The 18,272-nt window shown below is 29.7% G+C and carries 12 protein-coding genes; 6 read left to right on the top strand and 6 right to left on the bottom strand.

Features of this window, described 5'->3' with window-relative positions; translation table 11 throughout:
* The 4 genes from ABY863_RS08805 to ABY863_RS08790 all read right to left on the bottom strand — a co-directional run.
* On the bottom strand, positions 1-2,349 hold a 2,349-nt coding region (locus ABY863_RS08805; RefSeq protein ID WP_372793922.1), incomplete at its 3' end, for an MG2 domain-containing protein.
* 114 nt (positions 2,350-2,463) lie between these two features.
* Positions 2,464-4,362 (bottom strand): OmpA family protein, encoded by a 1,899-nt coding sequence (locus ABY863_RS08800; protein WP_372793920.1) that lies wholly within the window; start codon positions 4,360-4,362, stop codon positions 2,464-2,466.
* A gap of 17 nt (positions 4,363-4,379) precedes the next feature.
* Positions 4,380-5,315, bottom strand: a complete 936-nt coding sequence (locus tag ABY863_RS08795; protein ID WP_372793918.1) for a type IX secretion system membrane protein PorP/SprF — start codon at positions 5,313-5,315, stop codon at positions 4,380-4,382.
* Positions 5,316-5,343: 28 nt separating this feature from the next.
* Entirely contained in the window at positions 5,344-9,309 is a 3,966-nt protein-coding gene (locus ABY863_RS08790) for a gliding motility-associated C-terminal domain-containing protein (RefSeq protein ID WP_372793916.1), read from the bottom strand.
* Between the two features lie 210 nt (positions 9,310-9,519).
* On the opposite strand from ABY863_RS08790, the gene murC reads away from it, so the two are divergent.
* The 4 genes from murC (at position 9,520) to ABY863_RS08770 (ending at position 13,252) form a co-directional block, all read left to right on the top strand.
* The gene (murC, locus tag ABY863_RS08785; protein ID WP_372793914.1) at positions 9,520-10,872 is read left to right on the top strand and encodes a UDP-N-acetylmuramate--L-alanine ligase; all 1,353 of its coding nucleotides are present in this window, start codon (positions 9,520-9,522) and stop codon (positions 10,870-10,872) included.
* 248 nt (positions 10,873-11,120) lie between these two features.
* On the top strand, positions 11,121-11,648 hold the full coding sequence (locus tag ABY863_RS08780) for a DUF2249 domain-containing protein (RefSeq protein WP_372793912.1): 528 nt from the start codon (positions 11,121-11,123) through the stop codon (positions 11,646-11,648).
* 4 nt (positions 11,649-11,652) lie between these two features.
* The gene (locus ABY863_RS08775) at positions 11,653-12,942 is read left to right on the top strand and encodes a hypothetical protein (protein WP_372793910.1); all 1,290 of its coding nucleotides are present in this window, start codon (positions 11,653-11,655) and stop codon (positions 12,940-12,942) included.
* Entirely contained in the window at positions 12,935-13,252 is a 318-nt protein-coding gene (locus ABY863_RS08770; RefSeq protein WP_372793908.1) for a metal-sulfur cluster assembly factor, read from the top strand. Before ABY863_RS08775 ends, ABY863_RS08770 begins: the two co-directional genes overlap by 8 nt.
* A 1-nt stretch (position 13,253) precedes the next feature.
* Here the strand turns inward: ABY863_RS08770 and ABY863_RS08765 are convergent, their stop codons facing one another.
* Both ABY863_RS08765 and trkA read right to left on the bottom strand, forming a co-directional pair.
* Positions 13,254-14,753, bottom strand: coding sequence for a TrkH family potassium uptake protein (locus ABY863_RS08765; RefSeq protein WP_372793906.1), 1,500 nt, complete (start codon positions 14,751-14,753; stop codon positions 13,254-13,256).
* A gap of 3 nt (positions 14,754-14,756) precedes the next feature.
* Positions 14,757-16,103 (bottom strand): Trk system potassium transporter TrkA, encoded by a 1,347-nt coding sequence (gene trkA / locus ABY863_RS08760; RefSeq protein ID WP_372793904.1) that lies wholly within the window; start codon positions 16,101-16,103, stop codon positions 14,757-14,759.
* Between the two features lie 56 nt (positions 16,104-16,159).
* Here trkA and radC point away from each other — a divergent pair, with 56 nt between their 5' ends.
* The gene (gene radC, locus ABY863_RS08755) at positions 16,160-16,858 is read left to right on the top strand and encodes a DNA repair protein RadC (protein ID WP_372793902.1); all 699 of its coding nucleotides are present in this window, start codon (positions 16,160-16,162) and stop codon (positions 16,856-16,858) included.
* Positions 16,859-16,955: 97 nt separating this feature from the next.
* The gene (locus ABY863_RS08750; protein WP_372793900.1) at positions 16,956-18,251 is read left to right on the top strand and encodes a polysaccharide deacetylase family protein; all 1,296 of its coding nucleotides are present in this window, start codon (positions 16,956-16,958) and stop codon (positions 18,249-18,251) included.
* Positions 18,252-18,272 lie beyond the last annotated feature (21 nt).

Below are 18,272 nucleotides of genomic sequence, written 5' to 3'. Positions count from 1 at the left end.
GTCAGTTGTGGTTTCGCCATTTGTAATTTCTAATTGTTGCGATTGGTACATATTTCTGGAATACCAACCAAACCATTTTGGGTATTGAGCTGTTCTAACAACACGATATACAACTTTACCATTGCTAATGTTACTACCTGCAAAAGCATTGGCAGTTCCTTCAACAGTAATTGTATCATTTAATTTAAATGTTTCTGTAACAGGTTTAAATGATGTTTCAAATTTTGGTCGTTTGTATTCTTCAACTTGAATAGTTACATCGTAATCATAGTCAAAATTATAGTCTGCGTTGTCATAAAAATTACTATCGTGCTCAGAACTTTCATCTACATTTATGGTGTATTCTCCAGTTAAGCCACTATTTGGTAATATAAATTCACCTGAAACTGAGCCATATTCATTTAATTTTAAATCAAGTTTTTTTACCAATTGTCCGTTTGGATCTTCTAACGTGATTTCAACAAATTCATTGGTTAAAAGTGTTGTTTTATCACCTTGCTTTTTTATGAATATTCCTTTAAAATATACTGTTTGTCCAGGTCTATAAATACTTCTGTCTGTAAACACAAAAGGTTTAATTTCAATAGATTCTTCTTCAAGATTATCACTTTTGCGTGTTGGATACAAGTATAAATCACCAAAAGTTGTTTTGTCATTTTTATAAGTTACTGTTGCAACAACATTATTTCTGCCTTTGGTTAAATAAATACTAGCCTGTCCAAATTTATCTGTTTTTAAGGTTTTATTTAACGGTAAATTATATTTGCCAGTATAATTATTTTTTAAATGAATAGTGGCACCAACCAATGGTTTCCCATTGTTTCTATTTACTGTTTGGTAGGTGTAAATTCCATTATTAATAGTTTCAATCAGTACAATATCCGTAACTTGTAGTATTTTGGTCGCGTACGTACTTTGAGGGTTTATTTCGTTAAACGGCGATGTAAAAATTAAATAATTACCATTCGTCAATTGTGGAATTACAATTTCTGAACTGTGTTGTTGATAATCGTTTTCAGTTTTAAGTGTTGTGTTAAATTGATTTACAATTTGAAGTTTTTTTATAAAATTTGTTTTCTCTTCATCATTATATATTTTATAAAATTGTTCTTTTTCAACATTTGAAATCTTATATATTGTGAAATATAATTTTTCAATATTTTTATAAGAAACCAATACTTTACTATAGGTATTGATAGAAAGGTATTTTTCAGCAGTTATTTGAAGTGTTTTGTTTAAAATTTGTTGTTTTAATGCTTTACATTTTTCGGCTCCTATACTTTTCGGATATGCGTTAATTGCACTATTACAAATTTCAATTGCTTTGGCTTTTTTAAATTGGTTTTCAGGCGTTGTTGCTCTATTGTAATTATTTCCTTCGTTATAATAAACAGTTGCTATTTTAAAATCTATTAATGTTGAAGCCTCAAACGGACTTACTTCATTTTTAAAATTGATCAATGCTTTTAAGTAAATAGCGTCTTTATTTTCAAAAATTGCGTTTTGTTTTACAAATTGAAGTCGTTCTAAATCAACCATAATTAAAGCATCCATATTTTGCGTGCTTTGGTGAAATTGAACTAATTTTTGATAAATTTTTAAAGCATTAAATTGAAGTGATAAACTATCTTTTGTTTCAAGATCAACTGTAGAAAATTCTTTGAAGTTGTCTAATAATTTCACCTCATTAATATCAAAAGCGTAGGAAGGTTTTGTAATACTAGTTTCGTTTGTTTTGTAAAAATCTAGGCAATTATGCGATAAAAAATCAAATAGTGTTGGTCTGTATATTTTTGAATCTTTTTGTAAATTCAAAATATCATTAAATTCTTTTAAATCAGTTAATTGTGATACTAATCCGTTTTTAAGAGAGTTTTGAAAATGTACATGAATTTCATTAAAAAGTGTTTGCAAATCCCAAGTTCTAAAATCGGTTTCATCTACTTTTTCACTGGTTTTGGTTCTATTATAAAATTGCCACCTGTTTTGTTGAAAATATTGCCAATATAAATTTGCTAAAACACTTTCCAAAATATTTTTTGTAGGAAATTTAGAAATTACAATTTCATCTTTAAATAAATTTATAATTTTTAATTGCGCTTCCTCTTCTAAAGTCATCACAAATTTAGATTTGTAGAGTAATGCTTTTGTGGTTTGTGAAGTACTGTCTTCTTTTTTTGCTTTTTCAAAAATAATATCTACAATTGCTAAGGCAGATTTTGGTAAGTTGTCTAATTCAAATTTTTCAACTTGATTCCATAATTTACCATATTCAATCCTATTATCTTGGGAAAATAGGCTAATTGATAAAAGGAAGATAGTTATTACTGAAAGGACTGTATTTTTCATAGGTAGAATTTTAATATAATAAATATAGCAAAAGTTATACCTAAAATTAGTTTGAATAGAGTCAACTTGTTTTTAAAGTGACTGATTTTTGATTAATACGGTTTCTTTAATAATTTAATTAATTATAACAAATTCACATCGTCTATTTATATCGTATTCATCTTCTTTGCAAATGCCAGATTTAATACATTTGTTAAGAGGTTGCATTTCTCCATAACCAACAGACTTAACATTATCATTATTAACACCTTGGCTTACTAAGTACTCGCGAACAGATTTTGCGCGTTTATGAGATAAACTAAGGTTGTAATTTTCACTACCTCTACAATCTGTATGCGCACCAATTTCAATAACCATTTCAGGATATTTTTTTAAAATAACTACTACATTTTCTAATTCAAGCGCTGCATCTGAACGGATATTCCACTTGTTAAAATCAAAATAAATCGGGTTAATTTTAATTTGAATTTTTTCGTTTTCTGTAACAATAGCTTTTTCCGCATCGTCATAAGATTCTAATAATAATAAAATATTTTTATCAACCTCTCCTTTATTATCTGTAGAAAATGATACTTCGTATGGATTGTAAAATTTTCTGGTTCCTCTTATTTTATAATTTTTATTATTTTCAATTTCAAAAGAATAAGCAGCATCATTACCTACAATCATATCATCAATTACGTTGTTTTTATCATCAAATAAAGTAACTAATGATCCTGTAAGTAACTCTAAATTATTTTTATTTTGAACCAATCCTTGAACAAAGTACTGTTTTACTTGCGTAAATCTATAAATATCATCGTCTCCAATGCCTCCAGCTCTATTTGAAGAGAAATATCCTGTTTCATTTTCTTCATTAATAATAAAAGAAAAATCATCAGACGGACTGTTAATTACAGAACTTAAATTAATTGGTTTAGAAAAACCAGCGTTAGAAATTTCACTTTTAAAAATATCTAAACCACCCATCCCTAAATGCCCGTCAGAAGCAAAATAAAGTATGTTTTTACTGCTAACAAATGGAAACTGTTCTCGTTGTTCTGTATTAATTGTTGGTCCTAAATTTTTTGGTATTCCAAACGTTCCGTTGCTATTAATATCAACTTCATATAAATCAAAAGAACCATAAGAACCTGGCATATCAGAAGCAAAATAAAGTTTCTTCTCATCTGGACTTAAAGCTGGATGCTCAGTTGAATAATTGTTACTATTAAAAGGTAATTCAATAATGTTACTCCATTCATTATCAATAAGTTGCGCTTTGTAAATTTTTAAATGTGTAATTTTCTTTTCGTCTTTCCCTTTTTTCCCTTCAATAAAATTATTTCTGGTAAAATACATTGTTTTTCCGTCAGCAGTAAATACAGCATTGGATTCGTGCATTTTGGTATTTATTTTTTCTGAAAAAGGAATTACATTAGAAATAGTTCCTAAATTATCAATGTCACCTTCAAATAAATCTAAATAAGGTTGATTGTTCCATTCGTATAATTGACCCTCATTTCTTGTTGAAGCAAAAATTATTTTATTGCCTAAAACCGAAACTCCAAAATCAGACCCCATTGAATTTATTGAAACAGGATGTAAAATATAAGGTCTTTTAATTTCTTTATTTAATGTTTCAAAAAAAGTTAAAGTACCAATGTTATTAGAAGAATTTAATTGCTTTTTTTGTTGATATTTTACAAGCCATTTGTCAGCTTCTTCAAAATTATTGATTCCTTTTAAAGCTTGTGAATATCTATAGAAATAAATTGGATCAACACTTTCGTTATACATTTTTAGCGTTATGTTATACCATTTAGCAGCTTCATCCATTTTGCTGTTAAAATAATAACAATCGGCTAATTTTTCATGTACTTCTTGGGTTTTAACCTCTTCATTTAAGTATAATTCGGCAGCTTCAACATAAGCTCTTTTTTCAAATAAATTATTTGCACGTCTTAAATTTTGTGCAAGTAAAAGTTGTGTTGAAAATAGCAATATTATAAGTGTAACTAGTATTTTTTTCATTTTGAGAGCCTTATTTATTAAAAGAATCTTGGAGATTTATTAAATCCTTTGTTTAGGTTAAAAATATCGAAATCATATAAAACAAAGATTTCATGAGAACCAGAACTAAAAGGTCCAAGGTTTGAAACAGTATGATCATACGCATAACCAACTCGTAATTCAGGAGTTGCTCTAACATTAAACATAGCGCTAAAGGCATCGGTAAATCTATAGCCTAAGCCAAATTCAAATTTATCATCATATAATACATTTGCAGTTAGGTCTACTGTTATTGGAGCTCCTTTTACAACTTTTGTCATAAAAGCAGGTTTTAATTTAAAAAGGTCATTAATTTCAAATACGTAACCACCGGTTAAAAATAAGTGCAGTTGTTCTGTTCCTTGGTATCTTCCATTATTTCTATCAAGATGTTTAGCATTTAATATGTTTGGAATTGATAAACCAACATAATAATTATCTTTATTGTAATATGCACCAGCGCCAATATTAAAATAAGTTTTGTTTATATTATTGGCAAAATCAGGATCAGTAAAAACATCGCCTGATTCTAATACAAATCCATTAAAATTAACATCAAAAAAAGTAACTCCGGCTTTTAAACCAAATGACAAATTACCATATTCTTCTAAATTTAATTTATACGCAAAATCTGCATATAAATTATTTTCGTTAACAACATCACCAATGTTATCATTTATTAATGAAAAACCGACTTCAATTTTTTCATTAATTGGCGTGTGAACAAAAATATTAGATGATTTTGGAGCTCCATCTACACCAACCCATTGAGATCTGTGTAGTGCACCTAAATTAATAATTCCTAAATTATCTGTTGTATATGCTGGATTTATGACACTCATGTTGTACATATACTGCGTGTATTGAGCATCCTGTTGTGACCACAATATTGTAGTTGCTGTAAGTGTAATGAATATTATTAGTATTTTTTTCATTCTTGCTTTATTAATGGGATTTCTTTTTTTAGCGACTTAAATATAATCTTCGTTGCATAGGTTTTCTGTTATCTTTATTAAAATAGATTACAAAATAATAAACGCCAGCAGGAACTAATTCTCCATTACCATTTAAATACCCATTCCAGTCAGGTTTAGAAGCATTTGCAGTATAGACCAAGCTGCCCCAACGATTGTAAAATTCTACTTTAAAATCAGGATATAAATCTCTTAAATTTCCAAGTTTAAAGGTGTCGTTTATACCATTTCCAGAAGGTGAAAACCCATCATAAATTTCAACATCATATTGACTACAAGATTCTAAAGTAACAGTAACTTCTAATGGGTTTATACTAGAACATCCATTATCTTCAGTTTCTACTGCATAATAAGTTTCACCATCAACTAATAGCTCAGATAGGCTTAATGTATTTCCATTTGGGTAAAAATCATACCATACAATAAGTCCACCATTATTACTAACTACATTTTCATGTAAATTAGAAACAGTTGGTTTATCTATTTTGCAAAATTCATTGCCTAATGGCATTAAATTAGGAGTTCCAGGGTCTGTTAAAATTACATTTACAGCAACCTTTGTAGAACTAGAACAATTAGTTGTTGCGTTTGTCTGCGCAGCCCAATAATCCTCACCATTAATTAATAATTCGGTTGATACTAATGGAGTTGTATCAGTTTCAGATGCAAACCAAATAATTTCATTTCCGGTTGCCTGTAAATTAGCTATAGTTGGTAAATCTGAAGCACAAAAATTTTGAGTAACTGTTGAGATTGTTGCAGGAACTATATCATTAATTGTAACTGTAATCATCAATCGTGAAATACTTTCACAGCCTGTTGTGGAGTCAGCATTAGCAGCCCAATAATTTGCACCATCAACTAATAAATCGGCACTATTTAATGGTGTTGTAGCAGTTTCAGTATCATACCAAATGATGGTATCTCCGTTGGCTGCTAAATTAGCAATAGTTGGATTATCAGCTAAACAAAAATTTTGATTTGTTTCTGTAGTTGTTGGTGTAGGAGGATTAATTATTATTACGGTTATAACTAATCTCAATGTACTTTCACAACCAGTTATCGCATCGGTTTGGGATGTAAAATAATCCTCACCATCAACTAAAACATCTGTTAAATTTAAAGGTGTTGTAGAAGTTTCAGAATTGTACCAGATTACGTTATTTCCTGTTACATTTAAATCCGCTATTGTTGGATTGTTTGGTGTAAAATCAATCATACAAAATGTTTGAGTTGCTTCAGTTGTTGTAGGCGGAAGTGTAACTAAGATAGTAACAGCAATTACCAATCTTGAAGCGCTTTCACAACCAGAAGCTTCCGTTTGAGATGCCCAATAATCTTCACCGTTAATTAAAGCATCCGTTAAGTTTAAAGGCGTTGTAGAAGTTTCAGAGTCGTACCATAAAATTCCAGTTCCAGAAGCAGTTAAATTGGCTACGGTTGGATTTTCAATTTCACAAAATGTTTGAGTTGTTTCGGAAGTTGTAGGAGGAAGTGAATCTAATATAGTAACAGTAATTGCCAATCTTGTAGCACTTTCACACCCAGAAGTTTCCGTTTGAGAAGCCCAATAATCTTCGCTATCAATTAATGCATCCGTTAAATTTAAAGGTGTTGTAGAATTTTCAGAGTCATACCAAATAATTCCAGTACCAGTTACATTTAAATTAGCAATTGTTGGATTGTCAATTACACAAAACGTTTGATTTATTTCTGAAGTAGATGGAGATAATGGGTTTTCTATGATAACTGTTATAACCAATCGTGAAGCGCTTTCACAGCCTGAAGTTTCCGTTTGAGATGCCCAGTAATCTTCACCATCAATTAAAGCATCACTTAAGTTTAAAGGTGTTGTAGAAATTTCAGAATCGTACCAAATAATTCCAGCACCTATTACATTTAAATTAGCAATAGTTGGATTGTCAATTTCACAAAATGTTTGAGTTGCTTCAGTTGTAGTTGGTGGAAGTGTAACTAAAATAGTTACAGTAACTACCAATCGTGTAGCACTTTCACAACCAGAAGCTTCCGTTTGAGATGCCCAATAATCTTCACCATCAATTAAAGCATCCATTAAGTTTAAAGGTGTTGTAGCAATTTCAGAGTCATACCAAACAATTCCAGCTCCTATTACATTTAAATTAGCAATAGTTGGATTGTCAATTTCACAAAATGTTTGAGTTGCTTCAGTTGTAGTTGGAGGAAGCGAATCTAAAATTATAACTGTAACTTTCAATCTTGTTGCACTTTCACAACCAGAAGTTTCTGTTTGAGATGCCCAATAATCTTCACCATCAATTAAAGCATCCGTTAAGTTTAAAGGCGTTGTAGCAATTTCAGAGTCGTACCAAATAATCCCAACACCAGTCACATTTAAATTAGTAATAGTTGGATTGTCAATTACACAAAATGTTTGATTTACTTCCGAAGTAGTTGGAGGTAGCGGGTTTTCTATTGTTACAGTAACTACCAATCTTGAAGCACTTTCACAACCAGAAGCTTCCGTTTGAGATGCCCAGTAATCTTCACCATCAATTAAAGCATCCGTTAAGTTTAAAGGTATTGTAGAAATTTCAGAGTCGTACCAAATAATTCCAGCACCAGTTACATTTAAATTAGTTATAGTTGGATTGTCAATTTCACAAAACGTTTGAGTTATTTCTGAAGTAGTTGGAGGTAGTGGGTTTTCTATTGTTACAGTAACTACCAATCTTGAAGCACTTTCACAACCAGAAGCTTCCGTTTGAGATGCCCAGTAATCTTCACCATCAATTAAAGCATCAGTTAAGTTTAAAGGTGTTGTTGAAGTCTCAGAATCGTACCAAATAATTCCTGTACCTATTACATTTAAATTGGCAATAGTTGGGTTGTCAATTTCACAAAAAGTTTGATTTGTTTCTAAAGTAGTTGGAGGATTAACTTCTAAAATAGTTACAATAACCGTTGCAGTTGCATCTGTACAAACACCTAAAGTACTAGGAACGGTGTAAGTATAAGTACCTTCTAAATCGGTTCCTACAATAAAATTTCCTGAATATGGAGAGCCGTCAGGAGTTGTCCAAGTACCAGTAGTTTCAGGACTTCCTCCCAATAATAAAAATAGGTTTGTATCTACTAAATTTATTTCACATTCTGTATATGAACCGTTAGTTCCTGCATTTGGGGCAGTATCTATTATAACATTAGCCTGAATTCTAACAGTACTTTCACAGGGAAAAATAACTTGTGTAGCCCAATAATCTTCACCATTAATTAGTGGAGTACTAGGATTTAATGCACTAGTACTAAACTCAGAGGAATACCATAAAACATTTGTCTCAGCTGCTTGTAAATCTGAAATAGTTGGATTGATTGAAGAACAAAAGGATTGATTTTGAACAATTGTTGGAGTAGGTGGATTAATAATAGTTACCGTTGTAGGTAAGCGATTACTTGTGCAGCCATTTTCAGTTTGCTGAACCCAATAAGTTGCTCCATCTTCTAAAATAGGGTTAGTTACTGAAAGTAAAATTCCTCCACTTTGTGAGTCGTACCACTCAATAACACCCCCAATGGTAGCAGTTGCAGTTAAGTCTGAAACTCTAGCATTTTCACTTGCACATTTTCCTACAAATACATTAACATCTGTTGGTGCAGTACCATAAATAGTAACAACTACTTCAAAACGAGAAGTATCAGTGCAACTCGGATCTGGCGCATTATCGTATGCGAAATAGGAGCCACTTAAAAGAATTGAATCTGGATTGTATTGATTACCACCTGTAATAGCATCAAACCATACAATTTCATTACCTATTATTATTAAATCACCTACAGTTTTATTATCAACTGCACAAAAATCTTGAATGGCATCTCCCGTTGCACACTGTGAAAAAGATGATTGGAAAACAAAAAGAGTAAGAAACAATGATAGAAATAAATATAATTTTGAAATTGATTTTATTTTTCTTTTCATAAAAATGGGGTTTGATTATCTTTATTTTTTACTTCATTTATTAAATGGAAGTAATCACCCTATAAATATAGAAATTCTTTAATAATAAATTTTTATTTTTAAGATTATTTTAAAAAATAAGTTGTAGGCATAGTTTTTAAAATAATTGCTATTTGTTTTTCTATCTTTTTAATAGTTTACATACATTTGAATTTAGAAAAATATTAAAGAATGAACATACATTTTATTGCAGTTGGAGGAAGTGCTATGCATAATTTAGCATTGGCTTTATATCAAAAAGGATATAAAATTACAGGAAGTGACGATGCGATTTTTGAACCCTCAAAATCTAGATTGGAAGCGAAAGGATTAATGCCAAAAGACTTTGGTTGGTTTGAAGAAAAAATCACCACTAATTTAGATGCTATTATTTTAGGAATGCATGCAAAAGCAGACAATCCTGAATTGTTGAAAGCACAAGAACTTGGGCTTACAATATATTCATACCCTGAATTTTTATACGAACAATCAAAAGACAAAACACGTGTTGTTATTGGTGGATCTCATGGTAAAACTACAATTACCTCAATGATTTTACATGTGTTTAAATATCTTAATATTCCAGTTGATTTTATGGTTGGTGCTCAGTTAGAAGGTTTTGAAACTATGGTGCATTTAACTTCTGAAAATGAGTTTATGGTACTTGAAGGAGATGAATATTTATCGAGCCCAATAGATAGAAGGCCTAAATTTCATTTATACAAACCAAATATTGCTTTAATAAGTGGTATTGCTTGGGATCATATCAATGTTTTTCCAACCTACCAAAATTATGTAGAGCAGTTTTTAATTTTTGCCAATTCACTCACCAATGGTGGGATTATGGTGTATAATGAAGAAGATGCTGAGGTAAAAAATGTTGTTGAACAAGCTACAAGTTCCATAAAAAAATATCCATATTCTACACCAAATTATGCAATTGAAAACGGTACTACTTTTATAGAAACTTCGCTAGGTGAAATGCCGTTAGAATTTTTTGGGGCGCATAATTTACAGAATATGGCGGGTGCTAAGTGGATTTGTCAACATATGGGAGTTGATGAAGATGAGTTTTATGAAGCTATTTCCAGTTTTAAAGGTGCAAGCAAACGATTAGAAAAAATTGCAGAAAATGAAACGACTGTAATTTTTAAAGATTTTGCACATTCACCAAGTAAAGTTGAAGCCACAACCAATGCTGTTAAAAATCAATACAGTGATAGAACCGTATTGGCATGTTTAGAATTGCATACGTATAGCAGTTTAAATGCTGATTTTTTGAAGGAATACAAAGGAACTTTAAATAAAGCAGATAAAGCTGTGGTCTTTTATTCTCCTGAAGCATTAGAAATAAAAAGGATGGAAAAAATTTCAGTAGATCAAATTCAAAATGCTTTTGAACGAGAAGATTTAATTGTGTACACCAATCCAACCGAATTTAAAGAATTCTTATTCAGCCAAAAATTTGAAAATACAGCATTACTTTTAATGAGTTCTGGCAATTATGGAGGATTAGATTTTAATAAATTTAAAGAATTAGTATAATTTTACTACTCATTACTGATTTTTGTCACACCACCTTAATTACAATCATTCTAAATTAGGTCAATATCTTTTTTGTATTTACATTTGGAAAAAAGATAAAAAGGTCATAAAAGTTTAAATACGAATTTCTAAGAATTCTAAAGTGATGACTTGATAGTTTCAATAAGAAATTTTTTAAAGTAATTTTTGAGATTGACTTTTCATGTGAAGAAATAATATTAATATTTTTTTAAAAAAACAATATACAAATGAACAATGACAATTTAATAAGTCTTGACGTTAGACCAATAATTTCAAAAGGAAATGACCCTTTTAAAGAAATTATGGAAATTGTTAACAAACTAAGCAATAAGCAAACCTTAGAAATTATAAATTCTTTTGAACCTATTCCTTTAATTAATAAATTAAAAAGAGAAGGTTATATAACTCGGACTGACAAATCTGATGCAGGAATTGTGCATACCTATTTTAAGAAAACTACTGAATTGAAAAGTTCAGATGAGTTTTCATTAGAAAATAATAACATAGCTTTTGATGAAAAATTTAAACAATTTGTTGGGAAATTAAAACAAATTGATGTTAGAGATTTAGAAATGCCAGAACCAATGACAACTATTTTAGAAGAATTAGAAATATTGCCTATAGGGAATGCTTTATTTGTTGAACATAAGAAAGTTCCCCAATTTTTATTACCCGAATTAAAAGAAAGAAATTTTGAAATTTTGTACAATAAAAAAAGTGATCATCATCTGCAATTACTAATTTTTAAAGCTTAATAGATTGAGCGATTTAAAAACAAATAATGCGCCTCATAGTAGTGTTGTAATTCCTCATTTCATATTTGGGGGATGCTCTTTTTTAATAGTTGCAATACTTATTATTTTAGCTGATACGAATGTATTGGAAGCATATTTTAATTCTAAGATTATTGCAATAACTCATATGGCAGTTTTAGGATGGGCAACAATGATTGTTTTTGGAGCACTTTACCAACTGATTCCTGTGGTTTTTGAAACTTCACTTTATAGTGAAAAATTAGCGAAAATCACTTTTTGGACTTCAGCAGTAAGCGTTTTATATTTAACGTATTCATTTTGGGTTGGTGCATTTACAACACATCTTGTCTATGCTTCAGTATTTATGTTTATCTCTCTTTTATTATTTATTATAAATGTAATTTTATCCTATATAAAATCAGAAAATAAAAATATTTCATCAAAATTTATTATTGCCTCCATTTTTTGGTTAGTAATTACTGAATTGGTTGGGACGCTAATTGCATTTAATTTTAAATTTAATTTTCTGAGTGAAATTCATCTGCATTATTTGAAAATTCACGCTTCATTGGGAACCATTGGTTGGTTTTTGTCGCTTATTATTGGCGTTGGATCTACATTAATACCAATGTTTTTAATTTCACACCAATTAAAAAAAGAAAAATTAGTAGTTTCTTTTTTTTCTATAAATTTTGGGTTATTGTGCTTAGTATTAAACTGGTTCATATTTTCAAATAGTTTGCTTACAATTATTTGTTGGGCTGTAATTATTATTGGGGTAATATCATTTATGTCGTTCATTTATGAATCTTACAAAAAGAGAATTCGAAAAAAATTAGATGTAGGAATGCAATATACAATGCTTGCAATTGCAAGTATTATAATGCCAATATTAGTAAGTTTAATTTTATTTCTTGTTTTTAAAATTGAATATGAGTTGTTATTTAGAATAGCTACTTTTTATGGTTTTTCAATAATATTTGGATTTATAACAACCATGATTTTAGGTCAAACCTATAAAACGCTTCCTTTTATTGTTTGGTTAGAAAAGTATAAAAATTTAGTTGGAAAAGCTAAAACACCATTGCCAAGAGAGTTGTATTCAAATAAAATAGCTAAAATTCAATTCTATTTATATGTACTGAGTATTTTGAGTCTTGCTTTAGGTTTAATAATAAAGAATTTTATTGCAATTAAAATTGGAAGTTTTTCACTTTTAGCGGTTGCAATATTGTATAATATAAACGTATTAAAAATAATATTTCACAAAGTCAAAATAAAAGAGAATGAATAAACAAGAAGTTGCTCAATTTGAATTGGAAACCTTAGAATTACTTAAAAATGTAATGGATCCTGAAATTGAAATTAATATAGTTGATTTAGGATTAATTTATGAATTGTATTATGATGGAAACAAGAAAATTAATATAGTAATGACATTTTCAACGCCTGCATGTCCGTTAGGAGAGACAATAAAAACAGCTATTATTGAAACCATAAAACAGCAACATTCTGATTTTACAACAATCATTGATGTTGTGTTTTACCCTGAATGGAATACAACAATGGTAAGTGAAGATGGTAAGAGAATTTTAGGTTTGTAAGTTAGTTTTTTCTCCAAAAAAATGGAGTAAATAAAATTAATACAGTAAATAATTCTAACCTTCCTATTAACATTAAAAAGGAGCAAAACCACTTTGCTGGAATTGATAAATGGGCGAAATTATCTACAGGGCTAACAGAACCAATTGCAGGACCAATATTACCTAAAGATGAAGCAGCTGCACCCATTGCAGACTCAAAATTTAATCCGAAAAAGGTTAACAATACACTACTTACAATAAAAATTAGCATGTACAATATAAAAAAAGATAAGATATTGTAAATGATTGTTTTAGGTACTCCAACACCATCATATCTAACTGGTATTATCGCGTTAGGGTGTAATAATTTTTTGAATTCATAAAAACTACTTTTAATCATTATAATGTGACGCACAATTTTAATACCTCCACTTGTTGAACCTGCCGAACCCCCTATAAAAAACAACGAAAATATAATAGCTGTAACCATTCCGTTATACATGGTAAAATCGGCTGATACAAATCCTGTTGTTGTTAGCACTGAAACAACAGAAAAGGCAGCATGTCTAAAAGCGTTTTCAGTTTCACCCCATGGTTTAGAATGTGTGAGGCTTGTTCCCAAATTGGGGTCTTGAAAATTGATAATTAAAAATGTAATTAACAGCGTTACACCAATAGTTCCAAAGAAATAATACTTAAATTCTTCACTTTTAAAAACTTTGCTAATTCTTCCTTTTAAAGCAAAATAAGTTAATACAAAATTAGCACCAGCAATAAACATAAAAATAGTGATAATGTATTGTATTATTGGAAAAGCATCATAATGAGCTACACTGGCATTTTTGGTTGAAAATCCACCAGTACTCATAGTTGCCATAGCGTGGTTTATAGCGTCAAACCAAGTCATACCAGCAATTTTAAGTAAGAAAAACTCTGTAAAAGTTAATAAGAAATAGATAATCCAAAGTCTTTTTGCTGTTTCTGTAATTCTGGGGTGCATTTTATCGGCGGAAGGGCCTGGTGCTTCAGCCATAAAAAGCTGCATACCTCCAATTCCTAATAATGGCAAAATGGCTACAGTTAACACAATAATACCCATACCACCAATCCAATGTGTTGCACTTCGCCAAAATAAAATTCCTTTTGGCATGGATTCTATGTCGGTTAAAATGGAAGAGCCAGTTGTTGAATATCCAGATATTGTTTCAAAAATCGCATTCGTAACACTAGGTATAGAACCCGTAAATAAATAAGGCAAAGTACCAGTAAAAGTAAGCATAAGCCAACCTAAGGTAACAATTAAATACCCTTCTTTTTTATGTAAATTTTTTGGTGCATTTCTATTAAAAAACCAAAGTAAGAAACCTAATAATATAGTGGTAATACCAGCTTTTAAAATTCCCCACTGTTCAGGTTCATTGTGATAAATGCTAAAAGGAACAGCAATTAGCATAAATACACCATTAAGCATGGAGGTTAATCCTAAAAAACTAATAATTATCTTTGTGTTAATACCTTTCATAAATTAGTTAAATAATTTTTCAACCGTATGAATGGCTTCTGGTAGACAAAAAACTACAGCTTTATCACCAGCTAATATTTGAAAATTTCCAAAAGTCATCATTGCAATACCATCTCTTATTACACCTGCAAAAACAGCTTTTTTTGTTAATTTAATATCCCTAATTATTTTTTTTGTGACAGGTGAATTTTCTTTCACTCTAAATTCTAATACTTCAGCATCTACATTATGTAAATTGGCTAGTTTTAATACTTCACCTTTACGTACATGTTTAAAAATGACACTTGCGGCTAATAATTTTTTATTAATTAAAGTATCAATTCCAATGGTTTGAGAAATATTGATATAATCCATATTTTCAACCAAAGCAATTGTTTTTTTAACACCTTTAGATTTTGCTACCAAGCACGACATAATATTGGTTTCTGAATTTCCAGTAACCGCTATAAAAGCATCCATTTGTGAAATATTTTCTTCTTCTAAAAGTTCAACATTTCTACCATCTCCTTTTATAATGAGTGCGCCGGGCAATTTTTCAGCTACATCTTTTGCTCTTTCTTTGTTTATTTCAATTAGCTTAATGTTAAATTTACTATCACATAAATTTCGTGCAGCTTTTACACCTATTTTACTGGCGCCTAAAATCATGATATCCTTTACTCCAAATGGGGTTTTGCCCATTAGTTTATATAATTTTTTAATATGGTCTTTAGGAGTAGAAAAATAAATTTGATCGTTTGCACCATAAACAGTATTTCCTCTTGGAATAATAGTTTCTCCGCTGTTTTCAGGTTTTATGGCAATGGTAATAAAATCAATATTATTAAATTTTTCGCGAGCTTCTTGAACGGTTAAATTTATAAGTGGTGAATTATATTCTAAAGTACTTCCTAAAATATTTAGTGTTCCATTTTCAAACTCTATAGTGTCATTAAATGCAGATTGATTTATTAACATTCTAATTTCATCGGCAGCTAATTCTCCAGGTGAAATCATAACATCAATACCTATTTCAGCAAAATCAATATCTGTTGTTTGAGAAAATTCATGATTAGAAATACGAGCAATTGTTTTTTTAGCTCCCAATTTTTTTGCAATTACGGCTAACGTAAAATTGGTGTTTTGCGATTCAGTAACCGCTAAAAAAATATCTGCTTTATCTATATTAATACTCTTCAAAAGTTTTACAGAAGTTGCATCTCCTTTTAGCGTTATCACATCAATATGGTTACTAACATATTCAAGCTTTTCAGCATTCATATCAATTAGATAGATATCTTGAGATTCAAAAGAAAGTAGTTTTGCTAAATGAAAACCAACGTCTCCTGCACCAACAATTATAATTTTCATGAGTTGAAATATTTGAAGCAAAGATATTACTCTTATCTTTGATAAAAAAATTGTTTATGGGTTATGAAAATTCAATGACTTCTATAAAGTCTTGGGCTGAAGATGATAGGCCACGGGAGAAATTACTTTTAAAGGGAAAAGCAGCTTTGTCAGATGCTGAATTAATTGCTATTTTAATTGGTTCTGGCAGTAGAAATGAAAGTGCTGTAGCGCTGTCAAAAAGAATTTTGGCCTCTATTAATAATAATTTGAATAAACTTGGAAAACTTTCAGTTTTAGATTTGCTAAAGTTTAAAGGTATTGGTGATGCCAAAGCAATTTCAATAATAACAGCTTTGGAACTTGGAAGAAGAAGAAGGCTTGAGGAAGCCTTAGAATTACCAAAAATCACAAGTAGCTCGGCTGTATTTAATATGATGCAACCTTTAATAGGTGAATTACAACACGAGGAATTTTGGGTTGTTTATTTAAACAATTCTAACAAAGTTCTTTATAAAGAACAACTAAGCAAAGGAGGTTTAACAGGAACTTTGGTAGATGTTAGATTGGTGTATAAAAAAGCAATTGAAATTTATGCTACAGCCTTAATTTTATGTCATAATCACCCTTCTGGAAAATTACAAGCTAGTAATTCAGATAAGATAATTACCAATAAATTGAAGCAAGCAGGCGAAACATTAGATATAAAAGTATTGGATCATATAATTATTACGGAAAATGCTTATTTTAGCTTTGCCGATGAAAATATATTGTAATTTTGAATTGCGAATTACTTATTGGTCATTATTTTTAGTAAAATAAGATTCGTTAGTTTCAAATAAATCATTAGCTAACAACAATACCAAAACCTGAATGTTATTAGTTTACACACATAAAATTACGCCTCGGCTTAACTATATATTTAAGCATTATTTTGTTAGAATATTACAAATCCCTGTAGTTTTTACAACTAAAGTGAACGAGTTTGTGGCACATAATGGTCCTAAAATAACGTATTCAAAAACGGCTTTAGGGTCGGAATTTTTTATTCGAAGTCATGATTTATTATTTGAACAAGGAATTAATGACATAGATATACATATATCAAAATGGGATGATGTTTCTTGTTTTTTTCCAGCAGGAGAAAGTTCAAGTATTCCTTTTGATATTTTTGCTGCAGGATTTTACTTAATAAGTAGATATGAAGAGTATTTACCCCATGTGCAAGATATTCATGAACGTTTTCCTGCAGGTGAGAGTTTAGCTGTTAAAAATGGGTTTATAGAAAAACCAGTGATTGATATTTGGGCTTATAAGTTTTTAGAATTATTAAAAGAAAAATTTCCAAATTACACCTATGAAGATCGTGAATTTAATTTAATTTCAACTATAGATATAGATGTAGCTTATGCCTATAAAAATAAAGGAATAATTAGAACGGTTGGTGGTTTAATAAATGATATCTTACAATTAAGATTTTTGAATTTTTGGCATAGATTGTTAACCATTTTTAATTTTAAACAAGATCCATTTGATACATTTAATGAACTTTTAAACATTAAAAATGAATACAATGTAAATACCCTGTTTTTCTTTTTAGTAGGCGATTATACTACTTTTGATAAAAATATTTCATCGTCAAACACTAAGTTTAAGTCGGTTATAAAATCGGTAGCTGATTATGCTAAAGTAGGTTTGCATCCATCTTATTTCACTTTTAAAAATATGGGAAAGTTGAAAAAGGAAAAATTAAGGTTAGAAACTATTGTGAATATGCCTATTACATTTTCACGTCATCATTATTTACGATTAAGTATTCCTGAAACCTACCAGAATTTAATAGATTTGGATATTAATGAAGACTATACTATGGGTTATGCAAAAGTGCCTGGTTTTAGAGCAAGCACTTGTACTCCTTTTTATTTTTACGATTTAGATTTTGAAATTCAAACACCTTTAAAAATATTTCCATTTGCTTTTATGGATGTTACATTAAAAGATTATTTGAATCTTTCACCTGAGCAAAGTTTACATAAAATTTTAGAATTAAAAGAAGCAGTTAAACAAGTAAATGGGACTTTTATTACATTATTTCATAATGAAACGTTAAGTGAAAATGAAGTTTGGAAAGGTTGGAGTACTGTTTATAAAACTACAGTTATAGACTAAACTATGTATGATTTGTTATTT

Source organism: Lutibacter sp., from assembly GCF_041562875.1.
Taxonomy (GTDB): Bacteria; Bacteroidota; Bacteroidia; order Flavobacteriales; family Flavobacteriaceae; genus Lutibacter.
Note: the sequence above shows the minus strand (reverse complement) of the source record. Positions and strands in the feature narration are given on the sequence as shown.